Origin of the sequence: Agrobacterium sp. CFBP 3001 (assembly GCF_027871605.1) — a bacterium.
Classification (GTDB): Bacteria; Pseudomonadota; Alphaproteobacteria; order Rhizobiales; family Rhizobiaceae; genus Agrobacterium; species Agrobacterium leguminum.
The window spans coordinates 133,630-149,742 of the sequence record NZ_JAQAHD010000001.1 but is presented as its reverse complement, the minus strand read 5'-3'; the positions used below and the strand labels follow the sequence as shown (position 1 = coordinate 149,742).

18 protein-coding genes are annotated in these 16,113 nt (G+C 59.6%); 9 read left to right on the top strand and 9 right to left on the bottom strand.

Annotation, left to right across the window (positions count from 1 at the left end):
• Positions 1–2: 2 nt before the first annotated feature.
• The gene (locus PH605_RS00740; RefSeq protein ID WP_142844134.1) at positions 3–473 is read left to right on the top strand and encodes a group III truncated hemoglobin; all 471 of its coding nucleotides are present in this window, start codon (positions 3–5) and stop codon (positions 471–473) included.
• 162 nt (positions 474–635) lie between these two features.
• The gene (locus PH605_RS00735) at positions 636–1,739 is read left to right on the top strand and encodes a TRAP transporter substrate-binding protein (protein WP_125145151.1); all 1,104 of its coding nucleotides are present in this window, start codon (positions 636–638) and stop codon (positions 1,737–1,739) included.
• Between the two features lie 6 nt (positions 1,740–1,745).
• Here PH605_RS00735 and PH605_RS00730 read toward each other — a convergent pair whose 3' ends face one another.
• Complete coding sequence (locus PH605_RS00730; protein WP_161987704.1) at positions 1,746–2,840, bottom strand: helix-turn-helix domain-containing protein; 1,095 nt, start codon at positions 2,838–2,840, stop codon at positions 1,746–1,748.
• Positions 2,841–2,985: 145 nt separating this feature from the next.
• Here PH605_RS00730 and PH605_RS00725 point away from each other — a divergent pair, with 145 nt between their 5' ends.
• A complete protein-coding gene (locus tag PH605_RS00725) occupies positions 2,986–4,059 on the top strand; it encodes an alpha/beta hydrolase family protein (RefSeq protein WP_142844138.1) in 1,074 nt (357 codons plus the stop codon).
• Between the two features lie 18 nt (positions 4,060–4,077).
• On the opposite strand, the gene PH605_RS00720 is transcribed toward PH605_RS00725, so the two are convergent.
• The 3 genes from PH605_RS00720 to PH605_RS00710 all read right to left on the bottom strand — a co-directional run bounded on the left by PH605_RS00720 (position 4,078) and on the right by PH605_RS00710 (position 5,695).
• Complete coding sequence (locus PH605_RS00720) at positions 4,078–4,596, bottom strand: GNAT family N-acetyltransferase (protein WP_142844140.1); 519 nt, start codon at positions 4,594–4,596, stop codon at positions 4,078–4,080.
• Between the two features lie 20 nt (positions 4,597–4,616).
• Complete coding sequence (locus PH605_RS00715; RefSeq protein WP_142844142.1) at positions 4,617–5,198, bottom strand: helix-turn-helix domain-containing protein; 582 nt, start codon at positions 5,196–5,198, stop codon at positions 4,617–4,619.
• 95 nt (positions 5,199–5,293) lie between these two features.
• Entirely contained in the window at positions 5,294–5,695 is a 402-nt protein-coding gene (locus tag PH605_RS00710) for a ketosteroid isomerase-related protein (RefSeq protein WP_078051397.1), read from the bottom strand.
• 73 nt (positions 5,696–5,768) lie between these two features.
• Here PH605_RS00710 and PH605_RS00705 point away from each other — a divergent pair, with 73 nt between their 5' ends.
• From PH605_RS00705 to lepA, 3 genes are all read left to right on the top strand, one after another.
• Complete coding sequence (locus tag PH605_RS00705; protein ID WP_161987707.1) at positions 5,769–6,377, top strand: GNAT family N-acetyltransferase; 609 nt, start codon at positions 5,769–5,771, stop codon at positions 6,375–6,377.
• Positions 6,374–7,243 (top strand): carbon-nitrogen hydrolase family protein, encoded by an 870-nt coding sequence (locus PH605_RS00700; protein WP_142844143.1) that lies wholly within the window; start codon positions 6,374–6,376, stop codon positions 7,241–7,243. The genes PH605_RS00705 and PH605_RS00700 overlap by 4 nt, the downstream gene beginning before the upstream one ends.
• 61 nt (positions 7,244–7,304) lie before the next feature.
• Positions 7,305–9,143, top strand: a complete 1,839-nt coding sequence (gene lepA, locus PH605_RS00695) for a translation elongation factor 4 (protein WP_035240402.1) — start codon at positions 7,305–7,307, stop codon at positions 9,141–9,143.
• Between the two features lie 69 nt (positions 9,144–9,212).
• Here lepA and PH605_RS00690 read toward each other — a convergent pair whose 3' ends face one another.
• A complete protein-coding gene (locus PH605_RS00690) occupies positions 9,213–9,620 on the bottom strand; it encodes a DUF2000 family protein (protein ID WP_078051400.1) in 408 nt (135 codons plus the stop codon).
• A 94-nt stretch (positions 9,621–9,714) separates the two neighbouring features.
• Between PH605_RS00690 and PH605_RS00685 the strand changes: the two genes are divergently transcribed.
• Entirely contained in the window at positions 9,715–10,491 is a 777-nt protein-coding gene (locus PH605_RS00685) for an AraC family transcriptional regulator (RefSeq protein WP_161987708.1), read from the top strand.
• Here the strand turns inward: PH605_RS00685 and PH605_RS00680 are convergent, their stop codons facing one another.
• On the bottom strand, positions 10,492–11,379 hold the full coding sequence (locus PH605_RS00680; RefSeq protein ID WP_142844146.1) for an NAD(P)/FAD-dependent oxidoreductase: 888 nt from the start codon (positions 11,377–11,379) through the stop codon (positions 10,492–10,494). It lies immediately after the preceding gene.
• A gap of 154 nt (positions 11,380–11,533) precedes the next feature.
• Here PH605_RS00680 and PH605_RS00675 point away from each other — a divergent pair, with 154 nt between their 5' ends.
• Positions 11,534–11,992 (top strand): Rrf2 family transcriptional regulator, encoded by a 459-nt coding sequence (locus PH605_RS00675; RefSeq protein WP_020808452.1) that lies wholly within the window; start codon positions 11,534–11,536, stop codon positions 11,990–11,992.
• 71 nt (positions 11,993–12,063) lie between these two features.
• Here the strand turns inward: PH605_RS00675 and PH605_RS00670 are convergent, their stop codons facing one another.
• Positions 12,064–12,381, bottom strand: a complete 318-nt coding sequence (locus tag PH605_RS00670; RefSeq protein ID WP_003524488.1) for a hypothetical protein — start codon at positions 12,379–12,381, stop codon at positions 12,064–12,066.
• Positions 12,382–12,453: 72 nt separating this feature from the next.
• On the bottom strand, positions 12,454–13,866 hold the full coding sequence (locus PH605_RS00665) for an aminotransferase-like domain-containing protein (RefSeq protein ID WP_161987710.1): 1,413 nt from the start codon (positions 13,864–13,866) through the stop codon (positions 12,454–12,456).
• Positions 13,867–13,982: 116 nt separating this feature from the next.
• Between PH605_RS00665 and PH605_RS00660 the strand changes: the two genes are divergently transcribed.
• Positions 13,983–14,858, top strand: coding sequence for a DMT family transporter (locus PH605_RS00660; protein WP_142844148.1), 876 nt, complete (start codon positions 13,983–13,985; stop codon positions 14,856–14,858).
• A 12-nt stretch (positions 14,859–14,870) separates the two neighbouring features.
• Here the strand turns inward: PH605_RS00660 and PH605_RS00655 are convergent, their stop codons facing one another.
• A complete protein-coding gene (locus PH605_RS00655; RefSeq protein WP_142844150.1) occupies positions 14,871–15,983 on the bottom strand; it encodes a glycoside hydrolase family 25 protein in 1,113 nt (370 codons plus the stop codon).
• Positions 15,984–16,113 lie beyond the last annotated feature (130 nt).

The window sequence follows — 16,113 nt, the reverse complement described above, 5'->3', positions numbered from 1 at the left end:
CCATGCAGGACGACGTTGCGGCCAGAGCCGCTCACAGCGCGGAAATTCAGGACAGGGCGGAAAAAGCCATGGCGGAGATCGGCGTCGATGCCGGTTTCATCGATTTGCTGGTGGAGACATTCTACGGCCGCGTTCTTGCACATCCCACGCTCGGCCCGGTTTTTGATGCGCGGCTTGCCGGGCGCTGGCCGGAGCATATGGCCAGAATGAAACAGTTCTGGGCGGCTGTCGCGTTCAAGAATGGTGGTTATGGCGGCAAACCCGTGCAGGCGCATCTCGGCGTAAAGGGCATGTCGGCGGAGCTTTTCCCGCAATGGCTTGCGCTGTTTTCCGCTACGCTTGATGATATTGCGCCAAGCAAAGAGGCCCACGACTGGTTCATGGAAACGGCGGAACGCATCGCCAGAAGCCTGACGCTTTCACTGTTTTACAATCCCGCAATGGACGACCCGGCGTTGATGCGCAGCAAGTGACGCGGAAAGACGTGACGAAGCAACATTCGCCAAGCATCACCGGAGATCACGCAAGTTTCGAACATTCCCTCTTGATGGCTGCAGGGATAAATGTTTAGTAGCCAGCGGGAGGCGTACCGTGCGGTTCGCCTGTAATATGCAGACATAACAGGGCTTATCGACATGGATCGCAGATCATTTATCCGCAAGGCGGGCGCTCTCAGCGCCGGTGTTACCGCAACGGCGCTTGCCGCTCCGGCTATTGCGCAGGAAAACCCCAAGATCACCTGGCGCATGACATCGTCCTTCACCAAAGGCCTCGACATTCTTTTCGGCGCGGGCCAGATCGTCGCCGACCATGTCAAGGAAGCCTCCGGCGGCAACTTCGTCATTCAGCACTTTGCCGGCGGTGAAATCGTGCCGGCGCTGCAGGCGGCGGATGCGGTGACGGCCGGCACCGTCGAAATGGCGCATACCTGCTCCTATTATTACGTCGGCAAGGACCCGACCTTCGCGCTCGGAACCTCGGTTCCTTTCGGCCTCAATGCACGCCAGACGAATGCCTGGTTCAACCAGGCCGGCGGCAATGAGCTGCTCAACGAATTCCTTGCCCAGCACAATATTTACTCGATCCTGCTCGGCAATACCGGTGCCCAGATGGGCGGCTGGTTCCGCAAGGAAATCAACACCATCGACGACCTGAAGGGTCTAAAGATGCGTATCGCCGGCCTGACCGGCCAGGTGATGCAGAAGGTCGGCGTGACACCTCAGCAGATCGCCGGCGGCGATGTCTATGCGGCCCTGGAAAAGGGCACGATCGACGCCACCGAATTCGTCGGTCCCTATGACGACCAGAAGCTCGGCTTCTACAAGGTCGCGAAATATTATTACTACCCGGCATGGTGGGAAGGCGGCCCGGCCGTTCATGCCTTCGTCAATCTGCAGAAGTTCAACGAGCTTCCGGAGAACTACAAGCGCATCCTGAAAGACGCCTGCGCCGCCGGCAGCGCCAGCATGCTGGAGCGTTACGACGCCCGCAATCCCAAGGCGCTGAAGGAACTCGTGGCGCAGGGCGCCATCCTGCGCCCCTTCAGCCAGGAAATCCTCGATGTCTGCCACAAGGCGGCACAGGACACCTATGCGGAGATTTCTGCCAAGAACGAGAGCTTCAAGAAAATCTACGAGAGCCAGCAGGCCTTCAAGAAGGACGCCTATCTCTGGGCGCAGATCGCCGAATACACCTATGACACCTACATGATGATCCAGCAGCGCAACGGCACGCTCTGATCCCCATCATTTCCCGACGATCTTCAAACGGTCATCCGGCATCTGCCGGGTGACCGTTTTGTTTGGCGAGACCAGCTTCCACACTTCACGCTCCCGCCAGTCGACCGGGCTCATGCCGGTGACGCGGCGAAATTCGCGGTTGAAATTGGACTTGGTCTGAAAGCCGGAGGACAGCATGATCGCGGTCACCGATTGCTCCGTCTCTTCCAGCAGCCGGCAGGCTTCGCGGATGCGCAACTGATTGACATATTGCGAGACATTGACGCCGAGCGAGCGGTTGATCGCGCCTGATATCTGCCGGCTCGGCAGGCCGAGGCGTCTTGCAAGCCGCGACAGGTTGAGATTCTCATCACGGTAAAGCGCCTGTGTCTCCATCAGCCGATCAACCCTTGCGACGATATCGCGGTCCTGTTCCGATGGCTCCGCCGATGCTGACAATTCCGCGACAGGTTCTATGCCTGTTTGCGGCGCCTTGCTCTTGCCGGCCAGCGCGGCCATGAGGCCAATCAACAGCAGGCCAAAAAGATTGGCATTGCTGACCAGCGCTGCAACACTCTGCCCATGCGCCCATTCGAAATCGAAAAACACGAGCAGATCGAACAGGGCAGAAACACAAAGAGCGATGGCAGCGATAATAAGCGCCCGGTGCGCCGAGGTGACGCTGGCAAATTGCGCCTCGTCCAGCCCATCCGGCCCCTTTCTGCCAAGAAGAAGCAGGGCAATGGCGTGGCCGACAAAAATGACGATCAGCGCAAGATCGATCGCCATCGGCCAGATGAATTCCATGATGACGATGAGCAAAGGCGACAAAGCGAGGTTGGCAAGCATCGCTATCCTGCTCTCCGCCGCCACTCTCATCAGCCCACGAAAAGCAATGTAGACGAGCGGCGGCAGGCAGGCGGCGAGGACCGGCAAAACATAACGCGCTTCGCTGACGCCATACCCCCAGCGCAGTCCGACAAGGACGGATTGAAGGGCACAAAGCGCGATCAACGTCAGAAAGGCCCGATTGGTTCGCACATCGTCTCCGCCTCGAAAGAAAACGATGAACATGACAACCAGCAGAAGCGCCACGACGAAAGGCAGCGGAATGAACAGCACGAATGAATATCCCCGAAACAACGGCTTATATTGCCAATTCATGGACCAGATCGCGTTTCGGGACGACCTTTAACACGATCAAGGACGCAAAAAACATGTCGCGGCGCAGATTGAACCCCGTTCTTTCCAACCGCACGAGGTTTTCATGCGCCCTATCGCCACCGTCACGGCCATCCTGTTTTCCGCTCTCGTCACCCAGCCTGTTTTTGCAGGCGAGGCTGTCGGCGTCAGCGAAACCACCATCCATTCGCCGGCACGCGGCAAGGATCTTGCCGTCACCATCTGGTATCCCTCCGACGGAAAGGGCACGCAGACGGTTTCCGGCGATGACCGGATTTTTCAGGGCACGCCCATATTCAAGGACGGTGCTGTGAAATTTGGTCGGCTGCCGCTTGTGCTTCTGTCTCACGGCTCGGGTTCAAGAGTGTCCGGCATGGCATGGATCGCCGCGAAGCTTGCGAGCGAAGGTTTCATTGTGGCAGGAGCCAACCACCCCGGCACCACCAGCGGCGATTCCACACCCGCCGATACACCGAAAATCTGGGAGCGAACGGACGATCTCTCCACGATTGTCACTGTTCTAACGGCAAAGGGCAAATGGTCGAGTGCTATCGACGCGCAGAGGATCGGCGTGCTCGGCTTTTCGCTCGGCGGCAGCGCGGCGATGGAGATTTCGGGCGCGCGCGCCGATCTCGATGCCTATGCGCGCTATTGCGAAGACTATGCCACGATGATGGATTGCCAATGGTTCGCCGGTGCCCGGGGTTATCTCAAGGGCGAGCCGGTCAGCGTGCCGAAGCTCGATCTCAGAACCATCGACAAGGCACGTTTCGAGCAGCAGAACCGCGATCCCCGTATTCGGTCCGCCGTACTGGTCGATCCCGGTCTGGCGCTCGCCTTTCGGCCTGACAGCCTGAAGCAGATCGATATTCCGCTCACCTTCATCAATCTCGGCAATAAGGGCAAAATTCCACCCGCCGTGCTTGCAGATAAACTCGCGAACGAAGTGCCCGGCGCGACCTATCAGCAAGTGGACGAGGCCAATCATTTCAGCTTCCTGCCGTTGTGCAAACCGGATGCCGACGCCTTTCTCAAATCCGTCGGTGAGCGCGATCCCATCTGCGAACCGGCCGGACCGCGGGACCGCGCGGATATTCACGCACAATTGGAGACGATTATCGCTGCCGCCTTCAACCGTACACTGAAGCCGGGTCAGTAAGGCGGCAGACTGAAAGGCCTAGCCGATCCGCTTATAGAAAAGGGTCGTGCCGCAAAAGCGTCCATCAGGAAACAGGGCGTAATCGGGGATGACGCCGACCCGCTCCCAGCCGAGGCGAGGATAGATCGCCTCGGCATCGCTGCCCGTGGCCGTATCCAGCACCAGCAGGGTACGACCACGTTTTGCCGCCTCCTCCTCCACTTTTTGCATGAGCTTGCGGGCAAGTCCGAGGCCTCGCGCGGACGGATGCACCAGAAGCTTCATCAAATCGCCGCGATGCGGCTGGTTGGGTTTGGAGGCAAGGCCGACCTGCACGGTGCCCATCACCTTGCCATCCACTTCCGCCACCACGTGAATGGTGCTGCCCTCGCCCGCCGCTTCTGCAACTGACTGCCAGAAAGGCTGCGCATCCTGCGGTGAAAAGGGCAACATGAAGCCGACGGATGCGCCCCCGTTCACGCAGGCAGCCAGAACCTCACAGAGTTCGGGCAAGACATCGATGGTCTCTTCCCGGTTCAACACGCGGATGGTGGTCATAAAAACTCCTGTCGGGGAAATCAGCGCTGTCTTTGGTCCAGCACGACGGCATAACGGGCAGGTTTTTCGGAGGGGTTGTGGAAAACATGCCCCTCGCCAACCGGCATGAAAAGGCAATCTCCGGGTTCCAGCCGGTGAACGTCTCCGCCGCTCGTCATTTCCAGCACACCTTCGAAAAGCCAGACATATTGCGTCATCCCCCGGCTCGCCGCATGCGGAGGGAAGCCGACGCGCGCGCCGGGCGGAAATTCGACTTCGACGATATCGACATCGGATCCCACACGCGGCGGAGAGATGGCGCGGCGCACATAACCGGTCTCCGGATCTTTCCAGAGCTGCTGATCACGCTTTTTCATAAGCGGGGACACAGCCTCTTCGTTTTCAGCGAAGAAACCGGAAAGCGACAGGCCAAGGGCTGCGCAGATGCGGGCCAGCAGCGAGGCCGTAGGGCTCGCCTCTCCACGCTCGATGCGGGAGATCATGGCGCGGCTGACGCCGGATTCGGCGGCGAGCCTGTCCAGCGTCAGGCCGTTTTCAGCCCGCAATGTTTTGATCCGCTCGCCGATGGAGCGCTCAAGAATATGATCTTCGTTTTCCATCATATGAGAATTGCACTCTCATATGATGGAGTCAATATCCACGATAATGGAAACTATCATCTTCTTTGCCGCCGGTTGCTTTGCGGCAAAAGAACGTCTCAGGCGCCGACCTGGGCAATCCAGTCGTTCAGATTATAGTAGTTCGTTACTCGGCTAACTTTGCCGTCCTTCAGGTCAAAAAAGGCACCGGCCGGTAGTACGTATTTCTGGCCATTCGCCTCGGGCAATCCCTCGTCGGTCTTGAGATATTCGCCGTTGACGATGAATTCTGCGGAAGCACGCTTGCCATCTTCGCTCGCCATGATGACCATGTCGGTGAGATTTTCCTTATAGCAGCGGTTCATATGGTCCATGAAGGAAGCGAAGGCGGCCTTGCCGGTCTGGCGCTCGCCCTGATTGATGTCGTGCACCACCTCATCGTGAAGAAGCGCCAGAAAGGCATCCATGTCCTGACGGTTGAAGGCTTCGTAGTAGGCGCGGATGGTCTCGGCAGCGGTCATCGTCTTCTCCGTTCAATGCTTGCGCGGGTTTTCCATGACGGTATAACCAGTGCAACCGAAAGTGAAAATGCCCATGACCGTCGAAATCAAGTCTCTTTCCGGCATTGACGCCACACCGTATTTCGATGACCTCGCGCGCCTGCGGATCGAGGTGTTTCGCGCCTTTCCCTATCTCTATGACGGCTCGCTGGACTATGAGCGCAAATATCTCGCGACCTATGCCGATACGGACGGCGCCGTCTTCGTGCTGGCGCTTGATGACGGCAAAGTGATCGGCATGTCCACCGGCATGCCGATGGCGGCCGAGACCGAAGAGGTGAAGGAGCCCTTCGTCAAAGCAGGTTACGATCCGGACCGGATATTCTACTTCGGTGAAAGCGTACTTCTGCCCGGCTATCGCGGCCACGGCATTGGGGTGCGTTTCTTCGAAGAACGGGAGGCGCATGCAAAGCGGCTCGGTTTCGACAGGTGCACTTTCTGTGCTGTGGAGCGACCCGCAGACCATCCACGACGCCCGGCGGACTACGTGCCGCTGAACGCCTTCTGGGAAAAGCGCGGTTATAGCCATCACCCGGAACTGCGCACCAGCTTCACATGGCAGGACCTCGACGAAAGCGTTGAAAGCCCGAAACCGCTGTCCTTCTGGATGAAGACCATTCTTGCCGGAGACGGAGACAAATGACACGCCTTGCCGCCAGCCAATATGCCATCGAGCTGATCGAGACATGGGAGGCTTATGCCGCGCATCTCTCCGCCATCGTTCGCGAGGCGAAGGAAAAAGGCGCGGAATTGTTGCTGCTTCCTGAATATTCGGCCATGGCGCTGACCGGGCAATTGCCACCCGCCGCGCGCTCCGATCTGCATCGTTCCATCGAAGAGATACAGCCGTTGATCCCTTCCTGGGTAGAGCTTTGCGAGGAGCTGGCGCGGCAACATCAAATCCTCTTCCAGCCGGGCAGCGCACCGGTGAAGGACCCGGACGGCAAATTCCGCAACCGCGCATGGCTGTTCGGCCCGGATGGGCTGATCGGCTATCAGGACAAGCAGATCATGACCCGTTTCGAGCGGGAGGAATGGAACATTCATGCCGGCGTCGAGGGCCTGAAAGCCTTCGAGACGCCGATAGGCAGGCTGGGCATTCTCATCTGCTACGACAACGAGTTCCCGATGCTGGGCCGCAGACTGGCGGAGCTCGGCGTCGAACTCGTGCTCGCCCCCAGCTGTACCGACACGTTGGCGGGTGCTTACCGGGTGCGCATCGGCGCGCAGGCCAGGGCATTGGAAAACCAATATGCCATCCTCTCCTCCCCCACCGCGGGCGAGGCCCCATGGTCTCCCGCCGTCGATGAGAATCGCGGCCGCGCCGCCCTTTACGTGCCGTCCGACTACGGCATGCCCGCATCCGGTATCGTCGCGGAAAGCGAAAGCGATGCGGTGACACAGGGCACGCTTCTGATCGCCGATATCGATCTTGCCGCCGTCGCAAGACTCCGAACCGAGGGACAGGTGGCCACCCGGCGCGACTGGCCGGAGCAATTTGCGATCTGAAAAGCCCATTTTAAAAGGCTTTTAACCAAATTCCCGCTTTGCGGTGTGACAAGCCCCTGCTATAGCGCGGGACATGAGCACAAATTCGACCCGCACGCCCCTGGACCATATCCGCAACTTCTCGATCGTTGCCCACATCGATCACGGCAAATCGACGCTGGCCGACCGGTTGATCCAGTCGACGGGCGGCCTTGCCGAACGCGACATGTCGGAACAGGTTCTCGATTCGATGGATATCGAGCGCGAACGCGGCATCACCATCAAGGCCCAGACCGTGCGCCTGCACTACAAGGCGAATAACGGCGAGACCTATGTGCTGAACCTCATCGACACGCCCGGCCACGTCGACTTCGCCTACGAAGTGTCCCGCTCGCTTTCGGCCTGTGAAGGTTCGCTTCTTGTGGTCGACGCATCGCAGGGCGTGGAAGCCCAGACGCTCGCCAACGTCTATCAGGCCATCGATAACAATCACGAGCTGGTCACCGTGCTTAACAAAATCGACCTGCCGGCGGCCGAACCTGACCGCATCAAGGAGCAGATCGAAGAGGTGATCGGCATCGACGCCTCCGACGCCGTGATGATTTCCGCCAAGACCGGTCTTGGCATTCCCGATGTTCTGGAAGCCATCGTCCACCGTCTGCCGCCACCGAAGAGCGAAGTCGGCGAAAACGGACCGCTGAAGGCGCTGCTGGTCGACAGCTGGTACGACACCTATCTCGGCGTCATGGTTCTGGTGCGCGTCATCGATGGCGTGCTGAGCAAGGGCCAGCAGATCCGCATGATGGGCTCGGGCGCGAAATACGGCATCGAGCGCGTCGGCGTGCTGACTCCGAAGATGGTCAATGTCGACAGCCTCGGCCCCGGCGAGATCGGCTTCATCACCGCCTCGATCAAGGAAGTCGCCGATACCCGTGTTGGCGATACCATCACCGACGACAAGCGCCCGACGGCGCAGGCCCTGCCCGGCTTCAAGCCTGCGCAGCCCGTGGTGTTCTGCGGCCTCTTCCCGGTCGATGCGGCCGACTTCGAAGATTTGCGCGCGGCGGTGGGCAAGCTTCGTCTCAACGACGCCTCCTTCTCCTTCGAAATGGAATCGTCCGCCGCCCTCGGTTTCGGTTTCCGCTGCGGTTTCCTCGGCCTGCTGCATCTCGAAATCATTCAGGAGCGCCTCGAGCGCGAGTTCAATCTCGATCTCGTCGCGACAGCGCCTTCCGTTGTCTATGAAATGACGCTGACGGATGGCACGGAGAAGGAACTTCACAACCCGGCCGACATGCCCGACGTCGTGAAGATCAAGGAAATCCGCGAGCCCTGGATCAAGGCGACGATCATGACGCCGGACGAATATCTCGGCGGCATCCTGAAACTCTGTCAGGACCGGCGCGGCCTGCAGACGGAGCTGACCTATGTCGGCAACCGTGCGATGATCACCTATGAGCTACCGCTCAACGAAGTGGTGTTCGATTTCTACGACCGGCTGAAATCCATCTCCAAGGGTTACGCCTCGTTCGATTACAACATCATCGACTATCGCGAAGGCGACCTCGTCAAGATGTCTATCCTCGTAAACGGCGATCCGGTGGATGCGCTCTCCATGCTGGTTCACCGCTCGGCGGCGGACCGGCGCGGGCGTGGCATGTGCGAAAAGCTGAAGGAACTCATTCCGCCGCACATGTTCCAGATCCCGATCCAGGCGGCTATCGGCGGCAAGGTCATCGCCCGCGAAACCGTGCGTGCGCTGCGCAAGGACGTGACGGCGAAATGCTATGGCGGCGACGCGACGCGCAAACGCAAACTTCTCGACAAGCAGAAGGAAGGCAAAAAGCGCATGCGCCAGTTCGGCAAGGTGGAAATTCCGCAGGAAGCCTTTATCGCTGCGCTGAAGATGAACGACGAATAAGCGGCAAAATCATATTGCCGTCGCGATTGAAGGGAGGCCCATCGCCTCCCTTTTGCGTTTAGGCTTCTATCACGCGTGCAGCTTCGCACCCTTGGTAATCTTGTCGACGATCTTCCTGTCGGCCCTCAGCGCCATGCCGACCACCTTGGCATTCTCCGGCGAAAACTCCGAAAATACCTGGCGATTGGCGACATCGTGCCCGGTGGCGAACATTTCCTCGATATAAAGCGAAGTCGTGACGTCGCGCTCGAGGGATCGCTGATGGATTTTGCGCAGCGCCTCCTGATCCGTGGCCATGACGACAATCGGCTGGATGGACAGGGGATTATAGACGTTGCCTGCCCCGTCGCGGTATGGTTCTCCAATGATCTCCTTGGTCTGGGCGACGATCCCGGACATGAGAAATGCGGTAACGTTCAGTTTTTGCCACACGGCAAGGTCATCGCGAAGGATGACGGCGATCTTGGTATCAAACATGCGAACTCAATCTGGCTGTGGTTACGAAAGAGAAGCGATCCTAGCGCCTCGGGGCGTCGGCGATCTTGAACGTTCGTGCAAATTCGAAGGGATCGTGCAGGCACCCTCCAGCGAAGGCATAGAACGCATCGAAGCGCGCTTTCATGGCAACGCCTATGCGCCGCACCGTCATGATACCTATGCGCTGGGTGTCACGCTTTCCGGCGTCCAGACTTTTTCCTATCGGGGGAAATCGCATTTCAGCACGCCCGGAAGGGTAATCGTGCTGCATCCGGACGAAGTCCACGATGGTGGCGCAGGCACCGATGAAGGCCTGCGCTACCGTATGCTTTATCTTCCGCCCGAAAAAACGACTGAGGCCGGATATAATGCGCTGCCCTTCGCCCAGAATCCCGTCATCGAGGATGAGGAATTCCGGCAATGCCTCATCGAGGCGCTTGGCAATCTGGAAGGCGCGCCGGACAATCTGCTTCTCACCGACTGGCAGTCGAGACTGGCGGATTTGCTCTGGAAACATTCAAACGGAAGCGCCAGAACCATCAAACGGATCGACCGGATCGCCGTTTTACGGTGCCGGGACTATCTGCTGGAGAATAGCGCCGACACCGTCGGTTCCGAAGAGCTGGAACGGATAAGCGGGCTCGACCGCTTCACGCTCTTTCGGCACTTTCGCTTCCTGTTCGGCACCAGCCCGCACCGTTATCTCATCATGCGCCGGCTGCAAAAATGCAAAGAGATGATGCGTGCGGGTGCGGGCCTTGCGGAAACGGCATTTGCCTGCGGTTTTGCGGATCAGGCGCATTTTACCCGACATTTCAAAAATGCCTTCGGCATGCCGCCGGGCCGCTGGCTCAATCTTGTTTCGCATTGATCATTCCGGAAACAGGATCGACCGGTGAGCCGCAGCACCCGCCATGGCGCCGTCTCCCACCGAAAGGGCGACTGAGCCGGCAGGCCTTGCCACATCACCGCAGGCGAAGATGCCGCGGGCCGTGGTCTGTTTCATGGGATCTGTCACGATGGTCGATCCCATCGGCCCCTCCTCCACGGCGCAGCCAAGTTTTTCCAGCCAGTTCGAGGCGATACGCAACTTCGGCTGGGTGAAAAGGCCAGCCAATGCGATGCTGCGTCCATCCGCCATAACGACATCCGCATGCCCCGTAATTTCCCGGATTCGGGTTGTTTCCACCCGCACGCCCCGGGCCGCCAACAATGCCTGCTGATCCCCATCCGGCTCGAATACGCCATTGGTGAAAAAGGTCGTCTCGCCCCAGTCGGGCAGCATCAATGCGTGGTGAATGGCCAGAGGTGAAGCGGCGATGACACCGATCTTTTCCTGATTGAGCTCGTAACCATGGCAATAGGGGCAATGGAAGACCGAAGAGCCCCAACGCTCTTTCAGCCCGGCAATAGCAGGCAATTCATCGGTGACGCCCATGGCGAGGATCAGCCGGTCCGCTGTCTCACGGCGTTTGCCATCGATCTCGACTACAAAATCGCCGGAGGAGCCTTCGGCATCGGTCACCCTCCCCTCAACCCAATCTATGGTCGGGTAACGTTCGATCTGGCGGCGCGCCTCGGCGATAATTTCACCCGGCGCCTTTCCATCCTGGCCGAGAAAACCGTGGGAATGGCTGGCGAAACGGTTTCTCCGTTCACCGGCGTCCACCACCAGAATGTTTTTTCTGGCGCGTCCAAGCTGCAGGGCGGCCGAGAGGCCGGCATAGCTGCCGCCGATAATGATGACGTCGAATTTCATGATGCACCCATCGTTTCAGGAAAGAGGCGGAAGTGCCGGTTCATTTCACGATACTTATATTGTTACGTGATTTTCAGAGTCAATAGTCACGCAACTTATATTGTTACGTCACATCGAAAGTGATAGCGTCGGTGTAAACAGACGGGTTTGGACAATGAGACACGACACGCGGCTTTCACGGGTGCTGCATATTCTGATCCATATGGAAAATCATAAGGGTGCGGCGACATCCGAGAGCATCGCGGCGATGCTTCAGACCAACCCGGTGGTGGTGCGCAGGACAATGGCCGGCTTGCGCGAGCATGGTTATGTCTCGTCGGAAAAGGGCCATGGCGGCGGGTGGGTGCTGGCGCGGCCGCTCAGCGAAATCACGCTGCTCGACATTTACCGGGCGCTTGGCGCACCGGAACTGTTCTCGATAGGGCTGGCGGGCGACAACCCGAATTGCGTTATTGAACAGGCCGTCAATGCAGCACTTTTCGACGCCATGAAAGAGGCGGAAAACATTCTGCTATCCCGTTTCGGGAGCATTGCCCTTTCGCAACTGGCACAGGAATCCATCAGCCGTTGGTCCAGGGTTTCCAACCACCCTTCCGCGATGGAGCAGCTTTAGGGCGCGGATGATGGCCGCAAAGAAAAACCGCCTGCCCGGAGGCAGGCGGTTTTATCATATCAGTAGGCCCGTTACGGCTGGGTCTGCGTGCCGCCCGTATTCGGGCTTGCCGGTGCGGTGTTGTTCGCAGGCGGTGTTGCCGGAGCGGTTGGAGCCATGGGCGCCGGTGCCTGATCCGTTGCCGCTGGCGGCGTGGTGGAGGATGTCGTGGCCGGATCGGTGGTCGGGCCGCTCATCTGCGACCAGGCGAAAACGCCCACCAATACGACGACGATGATCGCCAACCACGGCACCCAGGACGACGACGTGCGGGCACGCGGTTCATTGCTGATATTCACTTCCGGACGAAGATCGCGGTCCGGACGCGGGTTGTTGGGATCGAATGTCATGGTGTTTCCTCCTCTTCATTCTGCGGAGAAAACGACGTTCACGGGATTTTGTTCCGATTCCTTCCAGAACGCTTACAACCGACGAGGTTCGGGCGCTTGCTGAAGCGCCTCCGCCAGCACCGTCATGACCTGCGGACCTGCCATTTGCGACACATTGAAACGCATGAAACCGGAGGCGTTCTGCGAGGAACTGAACACATTGCCGGGGGCCAGCACCACCTGCCGCGAAAGCGCGCGGCGCGCCACATCGGCGGCATCAACCCCGTCCGGTAGGCGGCACCATAAAAACATGCCCGCCTGCGGTTCGATCCACGGCACACATCCGACCGACCTCAGACGCGCCGCCACCTCCGGCATCGTTGCCGCAAGACGCTGCCTCAGCGCCTCGACATGCTTGCGGTAACTGCCATCGGTCAAAAGCGACAGGATCAGCGCCGCCGAAAAATGCGTTCCGCCAAAAGTGGTGGCGATCTTGAGATCGGTCAGGGCTTCCACCCATGCGACGGGCGCTGCAATGAAACCGCACCGCACGGAGGCCGACAGTGTTTTTGAAAAACTGCCTATCTGGACGACGCGGTTAAGACCGTCGAAGGCCGCCAGCCGGGACGCGGCCTGGGTTTCGAAATCGGCAAAAATATCATCCTCGATGATGGTCAGCCCCACCTGTTCGGCGAGCATCAGCAGGCGATGGGCGGAAACGGCGGAAAGCCTTGCACCTGTCGGATTATGGATTGCGGAATTGGTAATATAAAGCCGGGGCTGATGGTCTTTCAGCGCCTGCTCGAAGAGTGCCAGATCCGGTCCGGTCGGCGTATAGGGAACACCGACGATCTTCACCCGATGCGCCCGCAAGAGGGCGTGGAAATTGAAATAACAGGGATCATCGACAACAACCGTATCCCCCGGTTGCAGCAGGAAACGGCACAGAAGATCGATCGCCTGCGTGCCTGAATCGGTGAGCATGATCTGGCTGGCGCCCGCCTGCACCCCGTGTTCGGCCAGCCGGCGCGACAGAAGCTGGCGCAGCGGCAACAGCCCCATCGGACTGCCATAATCCGTCAGCAGGGCGGCGTCGGCGCGGGCAAGCCCGCGCATCGCCCGCCTCAACGCTTCCTGCGGCATCCACGATGCGGGAAGCCAGCCGCAGCCGGGTTTGGCGAGAACGGAACCCTCATCCAGCGCCTGCCGCGAGACCCACAAGGGATCCACCGCCCTATCGAGCTGCGGCTCGATATCGGCAAGCGACAGGGGCGCAAGCGGGCCCGAAACGAAAAAACCGGAGCCGGGGCGCGAGCTTATCGTACCATCCGCCACGAGCCGGTCGTAGGCCTCGACAACGGTGGAGGTGGAAACCTGCATGGTCTTCGCCAGTGCCCTGACCGACGGCAGGCGCGCGCCAGGCACCAGGCTGCGCGAGGCGATGCGTTGCCGCACACTTGCCATCACCTTCTCTATGCGCGTGCCCGCAGCGACTTGTCCGTCCACACTTTCCTCCAACTGTACCGCTTATGATACCATAACAGTTTGTTGAAATTGTATATGATTGTCGCTGTTCCTGCCAGCCATTCCGGATCAAGAAAGGCAAAACGCAGGAGTTGACAATGGACAAGACGACGAGCGGCTGGCTGAGCGGTCTGACAGGCGTGGTGATATTCAGCGGTTCGCTGCCCGCGACACGCATTGCGGTAACGGGTTTCGATCCGGTGTTCCTGACCGTCGCCCGCGCCAGCATTGCGGGCCTGCTGGCGCTGGCGCTGCTGTCTCTGTTCAGGCAAAGGCGCCCGGCGCGCGATGACCTGACATCGCTTTTAATCGTCTCGCTCGGCGTCGTGGTGGGCTTCCCGTTACTGACCGCACTCGCCCTGCGGCATGTCACCTCGGCGCATTCCATCGTTTTCGTGGGGCTCTTGCCGCTCGCAACAGCAATCTTCGCCGTGCTGCGCGGCGGAGAACGCCCACGCCCCGTCTTCTGGCTCTTTTCCTGTCTTGGAAGCGCGCTTGTTGCGGGGTTTTCGCTGTCGAATTCGTTTGCCGCCGGGATCGAGGCCTCGCTTGCCGGCGATCTTCTGATGCTCGGCGCAATCATCGTCTGCGGGCTTGGCTATGCGGAAGGTGCTGCCCTTTCCCGCAAGCTGGGCGGCTGGCAGGTCATTTCCTGGGCGCTGGTTCTTTCCCTGCCGGTAATGCTGCCGCTTGCTTTCTTCACCGGGCCGGAAACGCTTGCCGGCATCGACCCGCAGGCCTGGGCCGGCCTTGCCTATGTTTCCCTGTTCAGCATGCTGATCGGCTTCATCTTCTGGTATCGCGGACTGGCGCTTGGCGGCATCGCAGCCGTCGGCCAGCTGCAATTGCTTCAGCCCTTTTTCGGGCTGGCACTTGCCGCGACCCTGCTGCATGAGGAAGTGAGCCCGGCCATGATCGCCGTTACGCTTGTGGTGGTGCTCTGTGTTGCAGGCGCACGAAAATTCGCGCGTTGACGGCTGCCATCGTCAGCTCGAACGGCGGTCCACCCAGCGATGCCATGCATCCTCACTGCCGTTGAAGACATTGAGATCGATGCGGCCATCGACGCCGTGCGACAGGCCGGAACCGGAATATTGCCAGAACAGCCACTTGCGGCTGGGATAAACCACCGATGGATGCTGGGCGACGGCGCGCAGCCAGAAGGGATAATCCTGGAATTCGCCCTGGAGGTTGTCCTTGTAAAAATCGGGCGCCGTATAAATGATCGGCCGCTGGCCGTAATGGCGCTCAAGCTTGTCCATGAAGACGCGCATCTTTTCCAGAACGCGTTCACGGGAATGGCGCATCTTGCAGCTCGATTCGCCGTTATATTCCACGTCGATGACCGGCGGCAGGGCTTCCGGGTCGCGCGGTACATTGCGAATGAACCAGTCCGCCTGTTCGCTGGCGTTGCGGCACCAGTAGAAGAAGTGGTAAGCGCCGCGGCGAATGCCCGCTTCCTTCGCGCGCTGCCAGTTGGTGCGGAACATCGGATCGAGATGGTCGCCGCCATCCGTCGCCTTGATGAAGGCGAAATTGGCGCCGCGTGTGCGCAGCTGCGGCCAGTTTATATTGGCCTGCCAGCGGGATACATCCACCCCGTGGACCTGGAAATGACGCGGCTGGACCTTGCCGAAATTGATCGGCTTGGCATCGCTGAAGCTGGAGCGGAAAATGCGCGAGCGGATTTGCGCACCGGCGCTCGCCGCCGGGGCCGCAGCCATGGCCAACTGGACCGGGCGCTCCATCTGGTTGATCGTGGGGCGCTCCGCCGGCCGCACCATTCCCGCCGCCTGTGACGGAACCGGCAAACGGATTTCAGGTGCATTCTGCGTTAACGACGCCCTGGGGGTGACAGCGGAAAAGGCCTTGGGTTCGTCAGGCACCGGCCCGCCCCATGCCAGAACTTCCTGCCGTGGCTGTGCTGAAATGGGCTGGGTACCGACACTTGCCTGCGGCACCGGCGCGGATGGCGTGACCGAACTCGTCGTTTCCTTCGAGGGCAAACCGGCCACCAGGCTTTCCGGCCCGGAACTGGACGTGCAGCCTCCAAGCAGGAAGCAACCGAAGAAAAGTGCTGGCACAGCCGATGAACGCATGAGAACCCGTACGCAAAACAAATCGGGGGCACTCTGATGCCGCCCGGAGACCTCGAAATACAAATGCTAACGGAAGATTATCAAAAAAGACTGAATCTTATCTTTACGTCGGCACCCACCGATGCGCCCG